Consider the following 16,871-nt stretch of genomic DNA (forward strand, 5'->3'; position numbering starts at 1 on the left):
CCGAGCCTGCCGCCCCGGTGCCTGCGCCGCCGCCGGCCCCGGCAATCGCGGTGCCTGGCCTGGACGACAGCAGCCTGTACATTCATCGCGAACTCTCGCAGTTGCAGTTCAATATTCGTGTGCTGGAGCAGGCGCTGGACGAGAGCTACCCACTGCTGGAGCGGCTCAAGTTCCTGCTGATCTTCTCCAGCAACCTTGACGAGTTCTTTGAAATCCGGGTGGCCGGCCTCAAGAAGCAGATCAATTTTGCCCGCGAACTGGCCGGCGCCGACGGCCTGCAGCCGCACCAGGCACTGGCGCGCATCAGCGAGCTGGTGCACCTGGAAGTCGACCGGCAGTACGCCATTCTCAACGACGTGCTGCTGCCGGAGCTGGAAAAACACCAGATCCGCTTCATTCGCCGCCGTTACTGGACACCCAAGCTCAAGACCTGGGTGCGCCGCTACTTCCGCGACGAAATCGCCCCGATCATCACCCCCATCGGCCTCGACCCGACCCACCCGTTCCCGCTGCTGGTGAACAAGAGCCTGAACTTCATCGTCGAGCTGGAAGGGGTGGACGCGTTCGGCCGTGATTCGGGCCTGGCGATCATCCCTGCACCACGCCTGCTGCCGCGGGTGATTCGCGTGCCGGAGGAAGTCGGTGGCCCGGGTGCCAACTATGTGTTCCTGTCGTCGATGATCCACGCGCATGCCGACGACCTGTTCCAGGGCATGAAGGTCAAGGGTTGCTACCAGTTCCGCCTTACCCGTAACGCCGACCTGGCACTGGACTCCGAAGAGGTTGACGACCTGGCCCGCGCCTTGCGCGGCGAGCTGTTCTCGCGCCGCTATGGCGATGCCGTGCGCCTGGAGGTCGCCGACACGTGCCCGAAACACCTGTCGGACTACCTGCTCAAGCAGTTCAGCCTCAGCGAAAGCGAGCTGTACCAGGTCAATGGCCCGGTCAACCTCACGCGCCTGTTCAGCATCACCGGCCTGGACAGCCACCCGGAGCTGCAATACACGCCGTTCACGCCGGCGATCCCCAAGCTGCTGCAGAACGCCGACAACATCTTCAGCGTGATCGGCAAGCAGGACATCCTGCTGATGCACCCCTTCGAGTCCTTCACCCCGGTGATCGACCTGCTGCGCCAGGCCGCCAAGGATCCGCACGTGCTCGCCGTGCGCCAGACCCTTTACCGCTCCGGCGCCAACTCGGAAATCGTCGATGCCCTGGTGGATGCAGCGCGAAACGGCAAGGAGGTCACCGCGGTGATCGAACTGCGTGCGCGTTTCGACGAAGAGTCCAACCTGCAGATGGCCAGCCGCCTGCAAGCCGCGGGTGCGGTGGTGATCTACGGCGTGGTCGGTTTCAAGACCCACGCCAAGATGATGCTGATCCTGCGCCGCGAGCACGGCGAGATCGTGCGCTACGCCCACCTGGGTACCGGCAACTACCACGCCGGTAACGCCCGCCTGTACACCGACTACAGCCTGCTGACCTCAGACGACGCCCTCACCGAGGACGTTGGCAAGCTGTTCAGCCAACTGATCGGCATGGGCAAGACCCTGCGCATGAAAAAGCTGCTGCACGCGCCGTTTACCCTGAAGAAGGGCATGCTCGACATGATCGCGCGGGAAACCCAGTTCGCCCTCGACGGCAAGCCGGCGCACATCATCGCCAAGTTCAACTCGCTGACCGACGCCAAGGTGATCAAGGCGTTGTACAAGGCCAGCCAGTCTGGCGTGAAGATCGACCTGGTGGTGCGTGGCATGTGCTGCCTGCGCCCAGGTATTCCGGGGGTTTCGCATAATATCCAGGTGCGCTCGATCATCGGTCGATTCCTGGAGCACACGCGGGTGTTCTATTTCCTCAATGGCGGCGAAGAGCAGATCTACCTGTCCAGCGCCGACTGGATGGAGCGCAACCTCGACAAGCGTGTCGAGACCTGCTTCCCGGTCGAAGGCAAGAAGCTGTTGCTGCGGGTGAAGAAAGAGCTGGAAGGCTACCTGACCGACAACACCCATGCCTGGACCTTGCAGCCCGACGGGCGCTACGTGCGCAGCACCCCAACCGGCAACCAGAACCCGCGCAGCGTTCAGGCGACCCTGCTGGAGCGCCTGAGCAACCCGGTCCTCAACGTACGCTGAGGACGAAGCCGACCCGGGTCAGCCACTCCGCCTCGTTGGCGAAGTCGGCCTGGGTCAGCTGGTTCTGTTCCAGCCAGCCTTCAGGGAAGGCGATGTCGAGGCTTTCCCCGGCAGCCTTGAGCTGGACCTTCGGCATCTGCTGGTTGCCACGGATGTGGTGGAACAGGATGGCGAAGCGCAGCAGCACGCACAGGCGCAGCAGTTTCACGCCTTCCTCGCCCAGTTCGGCAAACTTGTCCTTGGGAATGTTGCGGCGGTGGCCGCGTACCAGCAGGGCCATCATCTGCTGGTCTTCGCGCGAGAAGCCCGCCAGGTCGGAGTGTTCGATCAGGTAGGCGCCATGCTTGTGATAGTGGTAGTGGGCGATATCCAGGCCGATTTCATGCACTTTGGCTGCCCAGCCAAGCAGATCGCGCCAATTTCCATCCTTCAACCCCCATGCATCCGCGACCTGGTCGAAGGCGTGCAAGGCCTTGCGCTCGACGCGCGCTGCCTGGCCCTGGTCGACGTGGTAACGCTCCATCAGTGAGTTCAGGGTGCGTTCGCGCACATCTTCATGGTGGTGGCGGCCTAGCAGGTCGAACAGCACGCCTTCGCGCAGCGCGCCGTCGCAATGGTCCATGCGCTGCAGTTCCAGGGCATCGAAGATGGCTTCCAGAATCGCCAGGCCGGCAGGGAAGATGGTACGGCGGTCCGGCTTGATGCCTTCGAAGTCGATCTTGTCGACGTCGCCCAGCTTGAACAGCTTGCGCTTGACCCAGGCCAGGCCCTCGGCGTTGACCTCGCCGTTGCCCAGGCCGCCGTCCTTGATGGCGGCAGCGATGGCACGGATGGTCCCGGACGAGCCGATGGCCTCGTCCCAGGTCAGGCGGTGCAGGGCGTTTTCGATGCTCATCAGCTCCAGGCGCGCGGCGGTGTAGGCCTGGGCGTAGCGGGCCGGCGTGATCTTGCCGTCGCGGAAGTAGCGCTGGGTGAAGCTGACGCAACCCATTTGCAGGCTTTCGCGCAGCAGCGGCTCGAAGCGCTGGCCAATGATGAACTCGGTGCTGCCGCCGCCGATGTCGGCGACCAGGCGCTTGCCGGGGGTGTCGGCCAAGGTGTGGGACACACCCAGGTAGATCAGGCGCGCCTCTTCGCGGCCGGAGATGACCTCGACCGGGTGCCCGAGGATGGCTTCGGCACGCTGGATGAATTCGTTGCGGTTGCGCGCTTCGCGCAGGGCATTGGTACCGACGATGCGCACCGAGCCAGCCGGCATGCCGTGGATCAGTTGGGAAAAGCGCTTGAGGCAGTCCAGGCCCCGCTCCATCGCCTCTTCACTGAGCTTGCGCTCTTCGTCGATGCCGGCGGCAAGCTGAACCTTCTCGCCGAGCCGCTCGAGGATGCGGATTTCGGTATGGTGGGCCTTGGCCACGACCATGTGGAAACTGTTGGAGCCAAGGTCGATGGCGGCGATCAGAGACAGGTTCTTCGCGATGTTGTGCGGCATGCTGTGTGTTCTCGGTCGTTAACCCGGCAATCGTGCCACGATAGCAGGCTGTCGCCAACGCGTGCCACGCCAGGCCTTGATGCAAGGCAATGTGCCATCCGATGCTATTACGCGCAGATGACAGTTTCGATTCGTGGCGTCTTGCCCAACTATAGTTACACTCAATCGACCGCAGCTTCCTGTCGAGCGTGGGTGCGGCTATCATGGGCCACGTTTTTTTTGCTTACGACCCTGGAGATATCCATGAGCAGCGATCTGATCAAACATGTCACCGATGCCACCTTCGAAGACGAAGTCTTGAAGGCTCAAGGCCCGGTGCTGGTCGACTACTGGGCTGAATGGTGCGGCCCGTGCAAGATGATCGCGCCGGTACTGGACGACATCGCTTCCACCTACGAGGGCAAGCTGACCGTCGCCAAGCTGAACATCGACGATAACCAGGAAACCCCGGCCAAGCATGGCGTGCGTGGCATCCCGACGCTGATGCTGTTCAAGAACGGCAACGTCGAGGCCACCAAGGTGGGCGCGCTGTCCAAATCCCAGCTGGCCGCGTTCCTCGACGCCCACCTGTGATGTGAAAAGGCCCCGCGAATGCGGGGCTTTTCTTTTTCAGAGCACTAGACGCAGAAAAAAGCAAGTGTTACATTCGGCCTCGCACTGCTTCTCCAGTGCCCTCTACATGCCGTCGCCGAAGCATCCCCAATTCGAATCAGTACGCGATCCTGTCGCCATCTAGCGGCGCGGCTTCATTAAGCCAAAGCTTAATTCTCCCTTCTTACATGATTACGTCATTCCCCTTATGAACCTGACTGAACTCAAGCAAAAGCCGATTACCGATCTTTTGGAAATGGCCGAACAGATGGGCATCGAAAACATGGCCCGTTCGCGCAAACAGGACGTGATTTTCGCCCTGCTGAAAAAGCACGCGAAAAGCGGCGAAGAGATCTCCGGTGATGGCGTGCTGGAGATTCTCCAGGATGGTTTCGGTTTTCTGCGTTCGGCTGATGCGTCCTACCTGGCCGGCCCTGACGATATCTACGTCTCGCCCAGCCAGATCCGCCGTTTCAACCTGCGCACCGGCGACACCATCGTCGGCAAGATCCGCCCACCGAAAGAAGGGGAGCGTTACTTCGCGCTGCTGAAGGTCGACACCATCAACTTCGACCGCCCGGAAAACGCCAAGAACAAGATCCTGTTCGAAAACCTGACGCCGCTGTTCCCGAACAAGCGCCTGAAGATGGAAGCCGGCAACGGTTCCACCGAGGACTTGACCGGCCGCGTCATCGACCTGTGCGCCCCGATCGGCAAGGGCCAGCGCGGCCTGATCGTTGCTCCGCCGAAAGCGGGCAAGACCATCATGCTGCAGAACATCGCGGCGAACATCACCCGTAATAACCCTGAGTGCCACCTGATCGTCCTGCTGATCGACGAGCGCCCGGAAGAAGTGACCGAAATGCAGCGTACCGTGCGCGGCGAAGTGGTTGCCTCGACCTTCGACGAGCCGCCAGCGCGCCACGTGCAGGTTGCCGAAATGGTGATCGAGAAGGCCAAGCGCCTGGTCGAGCACAAGAAAGACGTGGTGATCCTGCTGGACTCCATCACCCGCCTGGCGCGTGCCTACAACACCGTGATCCCGAGCTCTGGCAAGGTACTGACCGGTGGTGTCGACGCCCACGCCCTGGAAAAGCCGAAGCGCTTCTTCGGTGCGGCACGTAACATCGAGGAAGGCGGTTCGCTGACCATCATCGCCACCGCGCTGGTCGAAACCGGCTCGAAGATGGACGAAGTGATCTACGAAGAGTTCAAGGGCACCGGCAACATGGAGCTGCCGCTGGACCGCCGCATCGCCGAGAAGCGCGTGTTCCCGGCCATCAACATCAACCGCTCCGGTACCCGCCGCGAAGAGCTGCTGACCGCCGACGACGAATTGCAGCGCATGTGGATCCTGCGCAAGCTGCTGCACCCGATGGATGAAATCGCCGCCATCGAGTTCCTGGTCGACAAGCTCAAGCAGACCAAGACCAACGACGAGTTCTTCCTGTCGATGAAGCGCAAGTAAGCGTTTCCAGACCGGAACTGAATGGGGCCGCTTCGCGCCCCTTCGCGGGCACGCTCGCTCCCACAAGGATCACACTGAGCCTGTGGCAGCGGGCGTGCCCGCGAGGGGGGGCGAAGCGGCCCCACTGCATTTTTGCCCCCAAACAAATCCCGAACGGCGCTACACTCTGCACCCCCGACCGATACGGCCAATACGAGGCTCCCGCATGCAGTATCGCGACTTGCGCGACTTCATCCGTGGCCTGGAACAGCGCGGCGAGCTCAAGCGCATCCAGGTTCCGATCTCCCCCGTCCTGGAAATGACCGAGGTCTGCGACCGCACCCTGCGTGCCAAAGGCCCGGCGTTATTGTTCGAAAACCCCACAGGCTTCGACATCCCGGTGCTCGGCAACCTGTTTGGCACCCCAGAGCGCGTGGCCATGGGCATGGGCGCCGAGTCGGTCGGTGAACTGCGGGAAATCGGTAAATTGCTGGCGTTTCTCAAGGAGCCCGAGCCGCCGAAGGGCCTGAAGGACGCTTGGTCGAAGCTGCCGATCTTCAAGAAAGTCGTGTCGATGGCGCCGAAAGTGGTCAAGGACGCGGTCTGCCAGGAAGTGCTGGTCGAGGGTGACGACGTCGACCTTGGCGCGCTGCCTATCCAGCACTGCTGGCCTGGCGACGTGGCGCCGCTGATCACCTGGGGCCTTACCGTGACCCGCGGGCCGAACAAGGACCGCCAGAACCTGGGTATCTACCGGCAGCAGGTGATCGGCCGCAACAAGGTCATCATGCGTTGGCTTAGCCACCGGGGCGGTGCGCTCGACTACCGCGAATGGTGCGAGAAGAACCCGGGCCAGCCGTTCCCGGTTGCGGTCGCCCTGGGCGCAGACCCGGCAACCATCCTGGGCGCCGTGACGCCGGTACCGGACACCCTCTCCGAATATGCCTTCGCCGGCCTGCTGCGCGGCAACCGCACCGAACTGGTGAAGTGCCGTGGCAGCAACCTGCAGGTGCCGGCCACCGCCGAAATCATCCTGGAAGGCGTGATTCACCCTGGCGAAATGGCCCCCGAGGGCCCGTATGGTGACCATACCGGCTACTACAACGAAGTGGACAGCTTCCCGGTGTTCACCGTCGAGCGCATCACCCACCGGCTCAAGCCGATCTACCACAGCACCTACACCGGTCGCCCGCCTGATGAGCCGGCCATTCTCGGTGTCGCGCTGAACGAAGTGTTCGTGCCGATCCTGCAAAAGCAGTTCCCGGAGATCACCGACTTCTACCTGCCGCCGGAAGGTTGCTCGTACCGCATGGCGGTGGTGACCATGAAGAAGCAGTACCCCGGCCATGCCAAGCGCGTGATGTTGGGTGTATGGTCGTTCCTGCGACAGTTCATGTACACCAAGTTCGTTATTGTCACCGATGACGATATCAACGCCCGGGACTGGAACGATGTGATCTGGGCAATCACCACACGCATGGACCCCAAGCGTGATACGGTGATGATCGACAACACCCCGATCGACTACCTCGACTTCGCGTCGCCGGTTTCGGGGTTGGGGTCGAAGATGGGCCTGGATGCCACGCACAAGTGGCCAGGCGAGACTACACGCGAATGGGGGCGGGTCATCGTCAAGGACGAAGCCGTCACCCGGCGTATCGATGAGCTGTGGGATCAGTTGGGAATAGATTGATGCAGGTAACGTTGCAGCCGTCCGGGGCGGTGCTGGCGCTCGAACCCGGGGAACGGATCCTGGATGGAGCGCGGCGGCTGGGCTATGACTGCCCGAACAGCTGCCGCAATGGCAATTGCCATGTCTGCGCCGCGTTGTTGGTCGAGGGCCGGGTCCGTCAGGACGGCGAAATCCGCGACCATGGCGAGTTGTTCACCTGCATTGCCGAACCGCTGGAGGACTGCGTGTTGCTCTGGGACGGTGTGCTCGCCCTGGGCGAGTTGCCTGTGCGCAAGCTGGCGTGCAGCGTGAGTGAATGCGTTGACGTCGGTGGCGACGTGTGGCGGGTGCGCTTGCGTGCACCGGCGGGCAAACCCCCGCGTTACCACGCCGGGCAGTACCTGATGATCGAGCGTGAGGGCGGCAAGCAGGCGGCCTTCTCGCTGGCGTCTGCGCCGCACGGCGGGCGTGAACTGGAGCTGCACGTACTGGCGCGCGAGCCCAGTGCCCAGCAACTGATCGAGCAGCTCAGGCGCGACGGCCTGGCGCGTATCGAAATGCCGTTTGGCGACACCCACCTGGCCGAGTTGCCCGAGTGCCCGTTGGTATTGATTGCCGCCGGCACCGGCATGGGCCAGATGCACAGCCTGGTCGAGCATTGCCGCGCCAAGGGTTTCCAGTACCCGGTGCACCTGTACTGGGGGGTGCGTCGGCCTGAAGATTTTTACCAGATCGAGCATTGGGACGAATGGCAGCGCCTGCCCAACCTGTACCTGCACCAGGTGGTCAGCGATCTGTGCGGCTGGGAAGGGCGTTGCGGCATGTTGCATGAAGCCGTTTGCGAGGACATCGCCGACCTCAATACTGTGCATGTGTATGCCAGTGGCTCGCCAAACATGATCTACGCCACACTCGACGCCTTGGTCGAAGCCGGCATGGATGCGCACCGCATGCGTGCCGATGTATTTGCCTATGCCCCACGTGGCTAATAACCCAAGTTGGCAAGTCAGGTTATAAGGCGGTAACTGTTACCGCCTTGATTAATAACTTTCCCTGTTGTTGAAACAATCATTCCCAGTCGTCGGCTACGCGTATGAAACCTGGCTACGAAGGCTTGAGTATTCCTGCGGTTCTGGCCTATGGTTAGTGCAAGCGCCTTGGTATAGAGGCCTTGGCGCTTAACCTCATCGAATTTCGCTACATCCGTAGTTCACAGGAATCCTGGCGGCAGCTTATGTCGGCACTTGAAAGCATGTCGTGGAAAGTTTCATATCCACCGACACTCGACTTTGGTCAGCAACATACGCACGAACAGTTGTTCAACTCCATGAAGACCACCATGTCTCGGCACCCAGGTGGGCCGGTGTGGCTGTTTGCCTATGGCTCGTTGATCTGGCGCCCCGAGTGCAATTCGGTGGAGCGCCAGCGCGCACGCGTACATGGTTATCACCGGGGGCTCTACTTGTGGTCGCATGAGCATCGCGGTACCCCGGAAACCCCCGGGCTGGTATTCGGCCTGGACCGTGGCGGGTCCTGCAGTGGCTTTGCCTACCGGCTGGATGAAAGCAACCTGGACGACTCGCTCATGGCCCTGTGGCAACGCGAGATGCCTTACCCGGCCTATCGGCCGCATTGGCTCAACTGCCGGCTGGGCGATGGCACCAAAGTGCAGGCGCTGGGCTTTGTGCTGGAGCGGCATTTACCCTGCTATGCCGGCGATCTGCCGGATACCTTGCTCAGCCATATCCTGGCCAGCGCCAAAGGGCGCTACGGCACCACCCGCGACTATGTCGAACAGACCTTGCAGGCCCTGCGCAGCCACCAGATGCCTGATCGCAACCTGGAGGCGCGGTTCCGCCGTTGCCATAACCCGCGCGAGGTTTGATCAGCCAGTGCCGGCCTATTCGCGGGCACGCCCGCTCCCACAGGAATCCATGCTTTTTGAACCTGTGGGAGCGGGCGCGCCCGCGAAAAGGCCGCAACGGCAGATGAAGATCTAAAGCCTTACCTTGCCAGCACCACCAACTTACCCACAGCCTGCCGCTGCCCCAGTTTCTCAATGGCAGCCCCGGCCTCGGCCAGTGGATAAGTCTGCGACACCAGCGGCTTCAACTTGCCTTGGGCATGCCAGGCAAACAGCTGCTGGAAGTTGGCCGCATTGTCCTGCGGCTGGCGCTGGGCAAACGCACCCCAGAACACCCCAAGCACCGCCGCGCCCTTGAGCAGCACCAGGTTGGCTGCCAGCTGTGGAATGGTGCCACTGGCGAACCCCACCACCAGCAATCGGCCATTCCAGGCCAGCCCGCGTACCGCCTGCTCGAACAGCTCTCCACCGACCGGGTCGTAGATCACGTCCACCCCCTGGCCGTTGGTCAGGCGCTTGATTTCCTCGCGCAGGCTGGCCTGGCTGTAGTCAATCAGCTCATCTGCCCCGGCTGCCTTGGCCACCGCCAGTTTGTCGGCACTGCTGGCGGCCGCGATTACCCGTGCCCCCATGGCCTTGCCGATCTCCACCGCTGCCAGGCCGACGCCACCGGACGCGCCCAGCACCAGCAAGGTCTCACCCGCTTGCAATTGGCCCCGCTGGCGCAGGGCATGCATCGAGGTGCCATAGGTCATGCCAAACGCCGCTGCCGTGGTGAAGTCCATGCTCGCCGGGATCGGCAGCACGTTGTAGAACGGCACTGCCACCTGCTCGGCAAACGCCCCCCAGCCGGTCAGCGCCATGACCCTGTCACCGACCTTGAAGGCGCCGGCCTTTTCCCCGACCGCGGCTACCACACCGGCCGCCTCACCACCGGGGGAGAACGGCAGCGGTGGCTGAAACTGGTACTTGCCTTCGATGATCAGCGTGTCAGGAAAGTTGACCCCGGCAGCCTGCACGTCCAGCAGGATTTCGTTGTTCTTCGGCAGTGGGCTGGCGACTTCTTCCAGCACCAGGTTGCCCGCCGGGCCAAGGGTTTTGCACAACACAGCTTTCATTGGGGCTATTCCTTTGCGGGTCGTGGCCGATAAGTGTAGGAGGGCGGTGTACCGGGTCAACGAGCATGGCCCGCCCTGATGGGCAGGCATAAGCGGCGGCGTGAGCCTGGGCTTGGGTTTGCGCGCAGCGCTGGGTAAGCTGGCGCCAATTGGAATGAGGAGCGAATTCGTGAAAGCGTGGATCTTGATGGTACTGGCGCTGTTGCTGCCAACTGCGGCCATGGCCGAAGAAGCCAAGGAGGGTGCCCCCAAGGTTGCCTACATCACCCTGAGCCCGCCTTTTGTCGGCAACTATGCCCTGGATGGCGGCCCCCGCCTGCGGGTGTACAAGGCCGATGTGGCCCTGCGTGTGACCGGTGATGAAGCCGCCAAGGCCGTTCAGCACCACGAACCGCTGATCCGTAACCAGCTGGTGGCGCTGTTCACCCAACAGACTGTCGACAGCATGAGCAATGTCGAGGCCAAGGAGCACCTGCGCCAGGAGGCACTGAAACAAGTGCAGCAGGTGATGGAAGCCGAAGAGGGCAAGCCGATCGTTGAGGACCTGCTGTTCAACAACCTGATCGTGCAGTAAACGGCGCCGCTGGCGCGCGGTTTCAGCGCAACGCGACAATCACCGCCCATTGCTCGGCGGTTACCGGCATGACCGACAGGCGGCTGCCCTTCTGCACCAGCGGCAGTTCGGCCAGGCCGGCCTGCTGCTTCAGCTGGCCCAGCTCCAGTACCCGTGGCAGGGTTTGCACATGCGCCACGTCCACTGCGCTCCACGGGTTCTTCTCGGCTGTGGCCTTGGCATCATGGTATGGGCTTTGCGGGTCCAGGGCAGTCGGGTCGGGGTAAGCCGCACGAATGATTTCGCCAATACCGGCGATGCCAGGCTGCGGGCAGCTGGAATGGTAGAAAAAGAACCTGTCACCCTCGCTCATGGCCCGCAGGAAATTACGCGCCTGGTAATTGCGCACGCCGTCCCAGCGCGCTTCGCCCAGGCGCCCCAGCGCTTCGATGGAGAGTTCGTCGGGCTCGGATTTCATCAGCCAGTAGGCCATGCGTGTTGCTCCTGAAAAGGTTTGTAATAACCTGTTGCACGAAACCGACAGCCGGTTGGCGTCAAGGTTTGCTTGCAGACGCAGGTTGTCGGAAAATGCGCCCCGTTTAATGCGCGATGCTCCGGCGGCACTCAGAAAGCCGCCGAGCCTGAACAGTTTGCCTTGGGGGGCAATCTTCCATGTATCAACGTAAAAAACCGGATCTGCTGTGGGTCCTGGTGTTTATTTTTGGCCTGGGTGTGGTCACTACCGGTTATGCGCAAGGGCTATGGGAGCGCAAGCTGGACAACGCCTACCAAACGTCGGCAGACGCCAGCCAGCCACAACGTTGATGCCCCCTGCTGGCGCCGATTACCGCGGCGCCAGGTACCAGCCACGGTCCGAGACCGTGCCCTGCAACGGTACGTCCCAACTGGCCTGCGCCAGCCGCTCGACCTTCTGGCACTCATGCGCCAAGCCCAGCAGCAACGGTTTTTTCCAGCTTTGCCGGCGCCCCTGGTAGGCCAGGCTGCGGTCATAGAAGCCGCCACCCATGCCCAGGCGGCCGCCCACCTCATCAAAGCCCACCAGCGGTAACAGAATCAGGTCCAGTGCCCAGATGGGCCGTTGGCGTTTGCGCTCGATAACCGGTTCGGGGATACGGAAACGGTTGGGTCGCAGTTTTTCCCCTGGCTCGAAACGCTGGAACACCATGCGCGTGCGCGGCCAGGCATGCAGTACCGGCAGGTAGGTGCGCTTGCCGCGGCGCTGGGCTTCACGCAATAACAGGCGCGGGTCTATTTCGCCGTCGTTGGGCAGGTACAGGGCAATGTGCCTGGCGCGGCGGAATAGGGGGTGCTGGGCCAGTTGCCGGTACAGCCCACGGGCCGCCTGGCGTTGCTGGGCGGGGGTGAGGGCGCGACGGGCATTGCGCAGCAAACGGCGAAGCTGAGGGCGGGTAAGCGGCGCGGTGTCGGTCATGGCACAGGCGATCCCAGGGGTGCTGGCCGCCAGACGCGGCACAAACGAATTGCCCGCCACAGGGGGCGGGCAAGGAATTCAGGCTCCCCGATAAGACCGCTATCGGTGTAGCCCTTGAACCCGAAAGTTCAAGGTGGAGATTGCAGGGGGCGTTAAGGCTTTCCGTCGGGCGGACATGCACACCGGCCCCAGCGTGCAACCCCCGTGGTTGTGCGTATCGGCTCAGGGACATAACCGACTGGCGCATCCCCCAGGGAGTGGCGCCAGTATACCAATCTCAGCCGATTTTGGTATCCGTGTCGTCGGACAAAGCCTTGTCTACCCGATCCAGCAGGTCGCGCACCTGTTCGCGGTTGGTGCCGCTGACGGGCGCCGCGCTGCGGTCTTCCTGGCGGTGCAGCATCTCGTGGGTGATGTTCAACGCGGCCATGACGGCAATGCGGTCGGCGCCGATCACCTTGCCGCTGCTGCGGATCTCGCGCATCTTGCTGTCCAGGTAGCGGGCTGCGCTGACCAGGTTGTTGCGCTCTTCCGGCGGGCAGATGATCGAGTAGTCCTTGTCGAGGATCTGCACGGTGACGCTATTGCTTGAACTCATGAGTCTTGCTCCAGAGCCTTGAGGCGTAAAATCATCGACTCGACCTTGCGCTTGGCTATCTCGTTTTTTTCGATGAGGTGGGCGCGCTCTTCGCGCCAGGACTTTTCCTGAGCTACTAGGAGTGCATTTTGCCGTTTTAGTTGCTCGACACGTTCGATCAGCAGCTCGAAACGGCTCATCAGTGCCTGCAGGTCGTTCTCTTGCGTGGGTTGCACTCGATTCGCTCCGTCGTTCGGTCACCTGGCGATGATGCCTCTCCCTGGGTGGCGACGGCCAGTGCCGATGGTCTTGGCGCGCCTGCCGGTGCTAGGATACAAGGCCTCATTCTAGTCATTTGCGCCGTCTGGCGCCTAGCTGCCCATGCCCAATACCCAATCGCCCTACATCGCTTTCGCCATGCTGCTGTCCAGCAATGGCCACCCTGTCACCCCGGCCGAACTGCACGGCCTGCTGATTGGCCGCAGCTGCGCCGGTGCCGGCTTCGATGCCGACGGCTGGCTGGCCGACGCGGCCCAACTGCTGGAAACCGAGCCCGGTGACACCGTGCGTAACGCCCTGGTTGGCCTGCAGGAAATGGTCAAGGGCGAGCTCACCAGCGACGACATGGCCATCGTTCTGCTGCTGCCTTCCGACGATGCCGCGCTGGCCGACCGCGCCACCGCGCTGGGGCAGTGGTGCCAGGGCTTCATCACCGGCTTTGGCCTGAACGCCGGCGGCAAGGACTTGTCCGACGAGGCCAAGGAAGTGCTGCAGGACCTGGTGGCCATTTCCCAGGTGCAGGAAGCCCTCGAAGAATCCGAGGACGGCGAGAGCGACTACATGGAAGTCATGGAGTACCTGCGCGTTGCGCCGCTGCTGCTGTTCTCCGAGCTGGCCAAGCCTTCCGCACCCGCGCCCAAGCCATCGCTGCACTGATCAACCAGGGGTAGTCTGCCCATGAGCCACATTCCCAAGGCCGAGTATGCCCGGCGGCGCAAGGCGCTGATGGCGCAGATGGTCCCCAACAGCATCGCCATCCTGCCCGCCGCCGCGGTTGCCATCCGCAACCGCGACGTCGAGCACGTGTACCGCCAGGACAGCGACTTCCAGTACCTCAGCGGCTTCCCCGAGCCAGAGGCGGTCATTGCCCTGATCCCCGGGCGTGAGCACGGTGAGTACGTGTTGTTCTGCCGAGAGCGCAACCCCGAGCGGGAGCTGTGGGATGGCCTGCGCGCCGGCCAGGAAGGCGCGGTGAGTGATTATGGCGCCGACGATGCATTCCCCATCGCAGACATCGACGAAATCCTGCCTGGCCTGATCGAAGGCCGCGAGCGGGTGTACAGCGCCATGGGCAGCAACCCTGAATTCGACCGCCGGTTGATGGACTGGATCAACGTGATCCGCTCCAAGGCCCGGCTGGGTGCCCAGCCACCGAACGAGTTCGTTGCGCTGTATCATCTGCTGCATGACATGCGCCTGTATAAATCGGCAGCGGAAGTGAAGGTCATGCGCGCAGCTGCAGACATTTCTGCGCGTGCCCATGTGCGGGCCATGCAGGCCTGCCGGGCCGGGTTGTACGAATACAGCCTGGAAGCCGAGCTGGACTACGAGTTCCGCAAGGGCGGGGCGAAGATGCCGGCCTACGGTTCCATCGTTGCCGCTGGGCGCAATGGCTGCATCCTGCACTACCAGCAGAATGACGCACCGCTCAGGGAGGGCGACCTGGTGCTGATCGACGCCGGCTGCGAAATCGACTGCTACGCCAGTGACATCACCCGCACCTTCCCGGTCAGCGGGCGCTTTTCACCCGAGCAGAAGGCTATCTACGAGCTGGTGCTCAAGGCGCAGGCGGCCGCGTTCGCCGAAATCGCCCCCGGCAAGCACTGGAACCATGCCCATGAGGCGACCGTGCGGGTCATCACCACCGGGCTGGTGGAACTGGGCCTGCTGGAAGGCGATGTGCAAGCGCTGATCGACAGCGAAGCCTACCGCGCCTTCTACATGCACCGCGCCGGCCACTGGCTGGGCATGGATGTGCACGATGTGGGCGAGTACAAGGTGGGGGGTGAATGGCGGGTGCTGGAACCGGGTATGGCGCTGACCGTCGAACCGGGTATCTACATTGGTGCCGACAATCAGGCCGTGGCCAAGAAGTGGCGCGGCATTGGCGTAAGGATCGAGGACGACGTGGTGGTGACCAGGCAAGGTTGTGAAATCCTCACTTCGGGCGTGCCACGCACGGTCGCCGAGATCGAGGCGCTGATGCAGGCTGCACGCAAGGACGCCGCATGAACCGGGTAAACCTGGCAATCATTGGTGGCGGCCTGGTGGGTGCCAGCCTGGCGTTGGCCTTGCAGGCCGGGGCCAAGGCCAGAGGCTGGAAAATCCTGCTGATCGAGCCGTTCGCCCCTGGCGACAGTTACCAGCCCAGCTACGATGCCCGCTCTTCGGCCTTGTCCTTCGGCACCCAGCAGATCTACCAGCAACTGGGCCTGTGGCAGGCCATTGGCCAGCGCGCCGAGCCGATCCGGCAGATTCACGTCTCCGACCGTGGCCGCTTTGGCGCCACCCGCCTGGATGCCCAGGAAGAAGGCGTGCCGGCGCTGGGTTACGTGGTGGAGAACGCCTGGCTGGGCCAGTGCCTGTGGCAAGGCCTGGACCGCGAGGTGGTCAGCTGGCGCTGCCCGGCAGAAGTGACCGCGCTGCAGGCGGTCGACGGTGGCTACCAGCTGCGCTTGAACGACGACACCCAGCTGCAATGCGACCTGGCAGTGCTGGCCGACGGCGGCCGTTCTGGTTTGCGCGAGCAACTGGGCATCCAGGTACGCCATACGCCCTACCAGCAAAGCGCCCTGATCGCCAACATCAGCCCTGGCGAGGCCCATGGCGGCCAGGCCTTCGAGCGCTTCACCGAAGACGGCCCCATGGCCCTGCTGCCATTGCCGGATAACCGCTGCGCGCTGGTATGGACCCGCCAGGGCATGGACGCAAAACGCCTGGCCGCGATCGACGAGCGCAGTTTCCTGCGCGAGTTGCAGGGGGTGTTCGGCTACCGGCTGGGCGCGCTGCGCCAGGTGGGTGCACGGCATCTGTACCCGCTGTCGTTGATCGAAGCCCAGGAGCAGGTGCGGCCACAGTTGGTGGTGCTGGGCAACGCTGCGCACAGCTTGCACCCGATTGCCGGGCAGGGGTTCAACTTGTCGTTGCGTGACGTGCAGGCGTTGGCCGAGGCGCTGCTTGCCGGCCCGCAGCGCCCGGGCGACCTGGCCACGCTGCAGGCCTATCACCAGCGCCAGCGCCTGGACCAGGCCATGACCATCGGCTTCTCCGACCAGGTCACCCGCCTGTTCGGCAGCCAGCAGCCGTTGCTGGCCGCCGGGCGCAACCTGGGCCTGCTCGGGCTCGACCTGCTGCCACCGGCCAAAAGCTGGTTCGCTCGCCAGGCCATGGGCCTGGGCACCCGCCCCGACCGGCAGGGCCAGGCATGAGCAACCCCCGTAAACGCGCACGCCGGGCGCGCATGCTGCGCTGGCTGTTGAACCTTTACCCGCCTTACCTGGGGGCAGGTATCAGGGTGCAGCACATCAGCCCGGACCTGCGCAGCGTGAAGGTGGCGATGAAGCTGACGCGCTGGAACCGCAATTACGTCGGTACCCAGTTTGGCGGCAGCCTGTATGCCATGGTCGACCCGTTCTACATGCTGTTGCTGATCGAGCAGCTGGGGCGCGACTACATTGTCTGGGACAAGGCCGCCAGCATCGATTTCATCGCGCCGGGCAAAGGCCCGGTGTTTGCCGAATTCCACGTCGATGACGCGCTGCTGGACGACATTCGCCAGCAGACCGCTACCGGCAAGAAGTGCCTGCCGCGTGTGCAGGTCGATATCCGCGATGGCGCCGGCGAACTGGTGGCGCGGGTCGATAAAACCCTATATGTGCGGCTCAAGCCGCAAGCGAGGCTGGCGTAGGCATGGAA

General features: G+C 63.1%; 18 protein-coding genes and 1 other RNA gene. 12 read left to right on the plus strand and 7 right to left on the minus strand.

Features of this window, described 5'->3' with window-relative positions; translation table 11 throughout:
• On the plus strand, nt 1-2,132 hold a 2,132-nt coding region (gene ppk1 / locus B3361_RS06205), incomplete at its 5' end, for a polyphosphate kinase 1 (RefSeq protein ID WP_286920144.1).
• Here the strand turns inward: ppk1 and ppx are convergent.
• Nucleotides 2,119-3,621: an exopolyphosphatase gene (gene ppx, locus B3361_RS06210; protein WP_029886228.1), complete on the minus strand. Its 1,503-nt coding sequence runs from the start codon at nt 3,619-3,621 to the stop codon at nt 2,119-2,121. The two genes, ppk1 and ppx, sit on opposite strands and share 14 nt — an antisense overlap.
• A 243-nt stretch (nt 3,622-3,864) precedes the next feature.
• On the opposite strand from ppx, the gene trxA reads away from it, so the two are divergent.
• From trxA to B3361_RS06235, 5 genes are all read left to right on the plus strand, one after another.
• Entirely contained in the window at nt 3,865-4,194 is a 330-nt protein-coding gene (gene trxA, locus B3361_RS06215) for a thioredoxin TrxA (RefSeq protein ID WP_054905403.1), read from the plus strand.
• Between the two features lie 226 nt (nt 4,195-4,420).
• Complete coding sequence (rho, locus tag B3361_RS06220; RefSeq protein ID WP_029886229.1) at nt 4,421-5,680, plus strand: transcription termination factor Rho; 1,260 nt, start codon at nt 4,421-4,423, stop codon at nt 5,678-5,680.
• A 205-nt stretch (nt 5,681-5,885) separates the two neighbouring features.
• Complete coding sequence (gene ubiD, locus B3361_RS06225) at nt 5,886-7,352, plus strand: 4-hydroxy-3-polyprenylbenzoate decarboxylase (protein ID WP_054905402.1); 1,467 nt, start codon at nt 5,886-5,888, stop codon at nt 7,350-7,352.
• Entirely contained in the window at nt 7,352-8,320 is a 969-nt protein-coding gene (locus B3361_RS06230; RefSeq protein WP_054905401.1) for a CDP-6-deoxy-delta-3,4-glucoseen reductase, read from the plus strand. Before ubiD ends, B3361_RS06230 begins: the two co-directional genes overlap by 1 nt.
• A gap of 245 nt (nt 8,321-8,565) precedes the next feature.
• Nucleotides 8,566-9,216 (plus strand): gamma-glutamylcyclotransferase, encoded by a 651-nt coding sequence (locus B3361_RS06235; protein ID WP_009684148.1) that lies wholly within the window; start codon nt 8,566-8,568, stop codon nt 9,214-9,216.
• Between the two features lie 119 nt (nt 9,217-9,335).
• Here B3361_RS06235 and B3361_RS06240 read toward each other — a convergent pair whose 3' ends face one another.
• Nucleotides 9,336-10,313, minus strand: a complete 978-nt coding sequence (locus tag B3361_RS06240; protein ID WP_009684147.1) for an NADPH:quinone oxidoreductase family protein — start codon at nt 10,311-10,313, stop codon at nt 9,336-9,338.
• A gap of 169 nt (nt 10,314-10,482) precedes the next feature.
• On the opposite strand from B3361_RS06240, the gene B3361_RS06245 reads away from it, so the two are divergent.
• Nucleotides 10,483-10,887: a flagellar basal body-associated protein FliL gene (locus B3361_RS06245; protein WP_009684146.1), complete on the plus strand. Its 405-nt coding sequence runs from the start codon at nt 10,483-10,485 to the stop codon at nt 10,885-10,887.
• 22 nt (nt 10,888-10,909) lie between these two features.
• Here the strand turns inward: B3361_RS06245 and B3361_RS06250 are convergent, their stop codons facing one another.
• On the minus strand, nt 10,910-11,359 hold the full coding sequence (locus B3361_RS06250) for an EVE domain-containing protein (protein ID WP_009684145.1): 450 nt from the start codon (nt 11,357-11,359) through the stop codon (nt 10,910-10,912).
• Nucleotides 11,360-11,538: 179 nt separating this feature from the next.
• On the opposite strand from B3361_RS06250, the gene B3361_RS06255 reads away from it, so the two are divergent.
• Nucleotides 11,539-11,691, plus strand: coding sequence for a hypothetical protein (locus tag B3361_RS06255; protein WP_009684144.1), 153 nt, complete (start codon nt 11,539-11,541; stop codon nt 11,689-11,691).
• A gap of 19 nt (nt 11,692-11,710) precedes the next feature.
• Here the strand turns inward: B3361_RS06255 and B3361_RS06260 are convergent, their stop codons facing one another.
• The 4 genes from B3361_RS06260 to B3361_RS06275 form a co-directional block, all read right to left on the minus strand.
• A complete protein-coding gene (locus B3361_RS06260) occupies nt 11,711-12,319 on the minus strand; it encodes a 5-formyltetrahydrofolate cyclo-ligase (RefSeq protein WP_009684143.1) in 609 nt (202 codons plus the stop codon).
• 80 nt (nt 12,320-12,399) lie between these two features.
• Nucleotides 12,400-12,579: non-coding RNA, 6S RNA (gene ssrS / locus B3361_RS06265), on the minus strand.
• Nucleotides 12,580-12,596: 17 nt separating this feature from the next.
• Nucleotides 12,597-12,917, minus strand: coding sequence for a cell division protein ZapA (locus B3361_RS06270; RefSeq protein WP_009684142.1), 321 nt, complete (start codon nt 12,915-12,917; stop codon nt 12,597-12,599).
• Complete coding sequence (locus B3361_RS06275) at nt 12,914-13,096, minus strand: TIGR02449 family protein (protein WP_029886233.1); 183 nt, start codon at nt 13,094-13,096, stop codon at nt 12,914-12,916. Before B3361_RS06275 ends, B3361_RS06270 begins: the two co-directional genes overlap by 4 nt.
• A 181-nt stretch (nt 13,097-13,277) precedes the next feature.
• Here B3361_RS06275 and B3361_RS06280 point away from each other — a divergent pair, with 181 nt between their 5' ends.
• Genes B3361_RS06280 through B3361_RS06295 form a run of 4 tightly spaced genes read left to right on the plus strand, consistent with a single transcriptional unit; the run spans nt 13,278 to nt 16,863 of the window.
• The gene (locus tag B3361_RS06280; protein WP_054905400.1) at nt 13,278-13,832 is read left to right on the plus strand and encodes a YecA family protein; all 555 of its coding nucleotides are present in this window, start codon (nt 13,278-13,280) and stop codon (nt 13,830-13,832) included.
• Between the two features lie 21 nt (nt 13,833-13,853).
• Nucleotides 13,854-15,188, plus strand: a complete 1,335-nt coding sequence (gene pepP / locus B3361_RS06285) for a Xaa-Pro aminopeptidase (RefSeq protein WP_286920145.1) — start codon at nt 13,854-13,856, stop codon at nt 15,186-15,188.
• A complete protein-coding gene (gene ubiH, locus B3361_RS06290; RefSeq protein ID WP_054905399.1) occupies nt 15,185-16,384 on the plus strand; it encodes a 2-octaprenyl-6-methoxyphenyl hydroxylase in 1,200 nt (399 codons plus the stop codon). The genes pepP and ubiH overlap by 4 nt, the downstream gene beginning before the upstream one ends.
• Nucleotides 16,381-16,863, plus strand: coding sequence for a DUF4442 domain-containing protein (locus B3361_RS06295; RefSeq protein WP_009684137.1), 483 nt, complete (start codon nt 16,381-16,383; stop codon nt 16,861-16,863). Before ubiH ends, B3361_RS06295 begins: the two co-directional genes overlap by 4 nt.
• The last annotated feature ends 8 nt before the right edge of the window (nt 16,864-16,871 follow it).

It is taken from the genome of Pseudomonas sp. UBA6699, from assembly GCF_002454615.1.
GTDB classification, from domain to species: Bacteria; Pseudomonadota; Gammaproteobacteria; order Pseudomonadales; family Pseudomonadaceae; genus Aquipseudomonas; species Aquipseudomonas juntendi.

Excerpts from the sequence above, each read along its gene's own strand:
- B3361_RS06280 (WP_054905400.1), top strand. The coding sequence starts at position 13,278 with ATGCCCAATACCCAATCGCCCTACATCGCTTTCGCCATGCTGCTGTCC.
- B3361_RS06260 (WP_009684143.1), bottom strand. The coding sequence starts at position 12,319 with ATGACCGACACCGCGCCGCTTACCCGCCCTCAGCTTCGCCGTTTGCTG.
- B3361_RS06250 (WP_009684145.1), bottom strand. The coding sequence starts at position 11,359 with ATGGCCTACTGGCTGATGAAATCCGAGCCCGACGAACTCTCCATCGAA.
- B3361_RS06235 (WP_009684148.1), top strand. The coding sequence starts at position 8,566 with ATGTCGGCACTTGAAAGCATGTCGTGGAAAGTTTCATATCCACCGACA.
- B3361_RS06275 (WP_029886233.1), bottom strand. The coding sequence starts at position 13,096 with ATGAGCCGTTTCGAGCTGCTGATCGAACGTGTCGAGCAACTAAAACGG.
- trxA (WP_054905403.1), top strand. The coding sequence starts at position 3,865 with ATGAGCAGCGATCTGATCAAACATGTCACCGATGCCACCTTCGAAGAC.
- ppx (WP_029886228.1), bottom strand. The coding sequence starts at position 3,621 with ATGCCGCACAACATCGCGAAGAACCTGTCTCTGATCGCCGCCATCGAC.
- ubiH (WP_054905399.1), top strand. The coding sequence starts at position 15,185 with ATGAACCGGGTAAACCTGGCAATCATTGGTGGCGGCCTGGTGGGTGCC.
- B3361_RS06295 (WP_009684137.1), top strand. The coding sequence starts at position 16,381 with ATGAGCAACCCCCGTAAACGCGCACGCCGGGCGCGCATGCTGCGCTGG.
- B3361_RS06255 (WP_009684144.1), top strand. The coding sequence starts at position 11,539 with ATGTATCAACGTAAAAAACCGGATCTGCTGTGGGTCCTGGTGTTTATT.
- B3361_RS06240 (WP_009684147.1), bottom strand. The coding sequence starts at position 10,313 with ATGAAAGCTGTGTTGTGCAAAACCCTTGGCCCGGCGGGCAACCTGGTG.
- B3361_RS06270 (WP_009684142.1), bottom strand. The coding sequence starts at position 12,917 with ATGAGTTCAAGCAATAGCGTCACCGTGCAGATCCTCGACAAGGACTAC.
- B3361_RS06230 (WP_054905401.1), top strand. The coding sequence starts at position 7,352 with ATGCAGGTAACGTTGCAGCCGTCCGGGGCGGTGCTGGCGCTCGAACCC.
- pepP (WP_286920145.1), top strand. The coding sequence starts at position 13,854 with ATGAGCCACATTCCCAAGGCCGAGTATGCCCGGCGGCGCAAGGCGCTG.
- ubiD (WP_054905402.1), top strand. The coding sequence starts at position 5,886 with ATGCAGTATCGCGACTTGCGCGACTTCATCCGTGGCCTGGAACAGCGC.
- rho (WP_029886229.1), top strand. The coding sequence starts at position 4,421 with ATGAACCTGACTGAACTCAAGCAAAAGCCGATTACCGATCTTTTGGAA.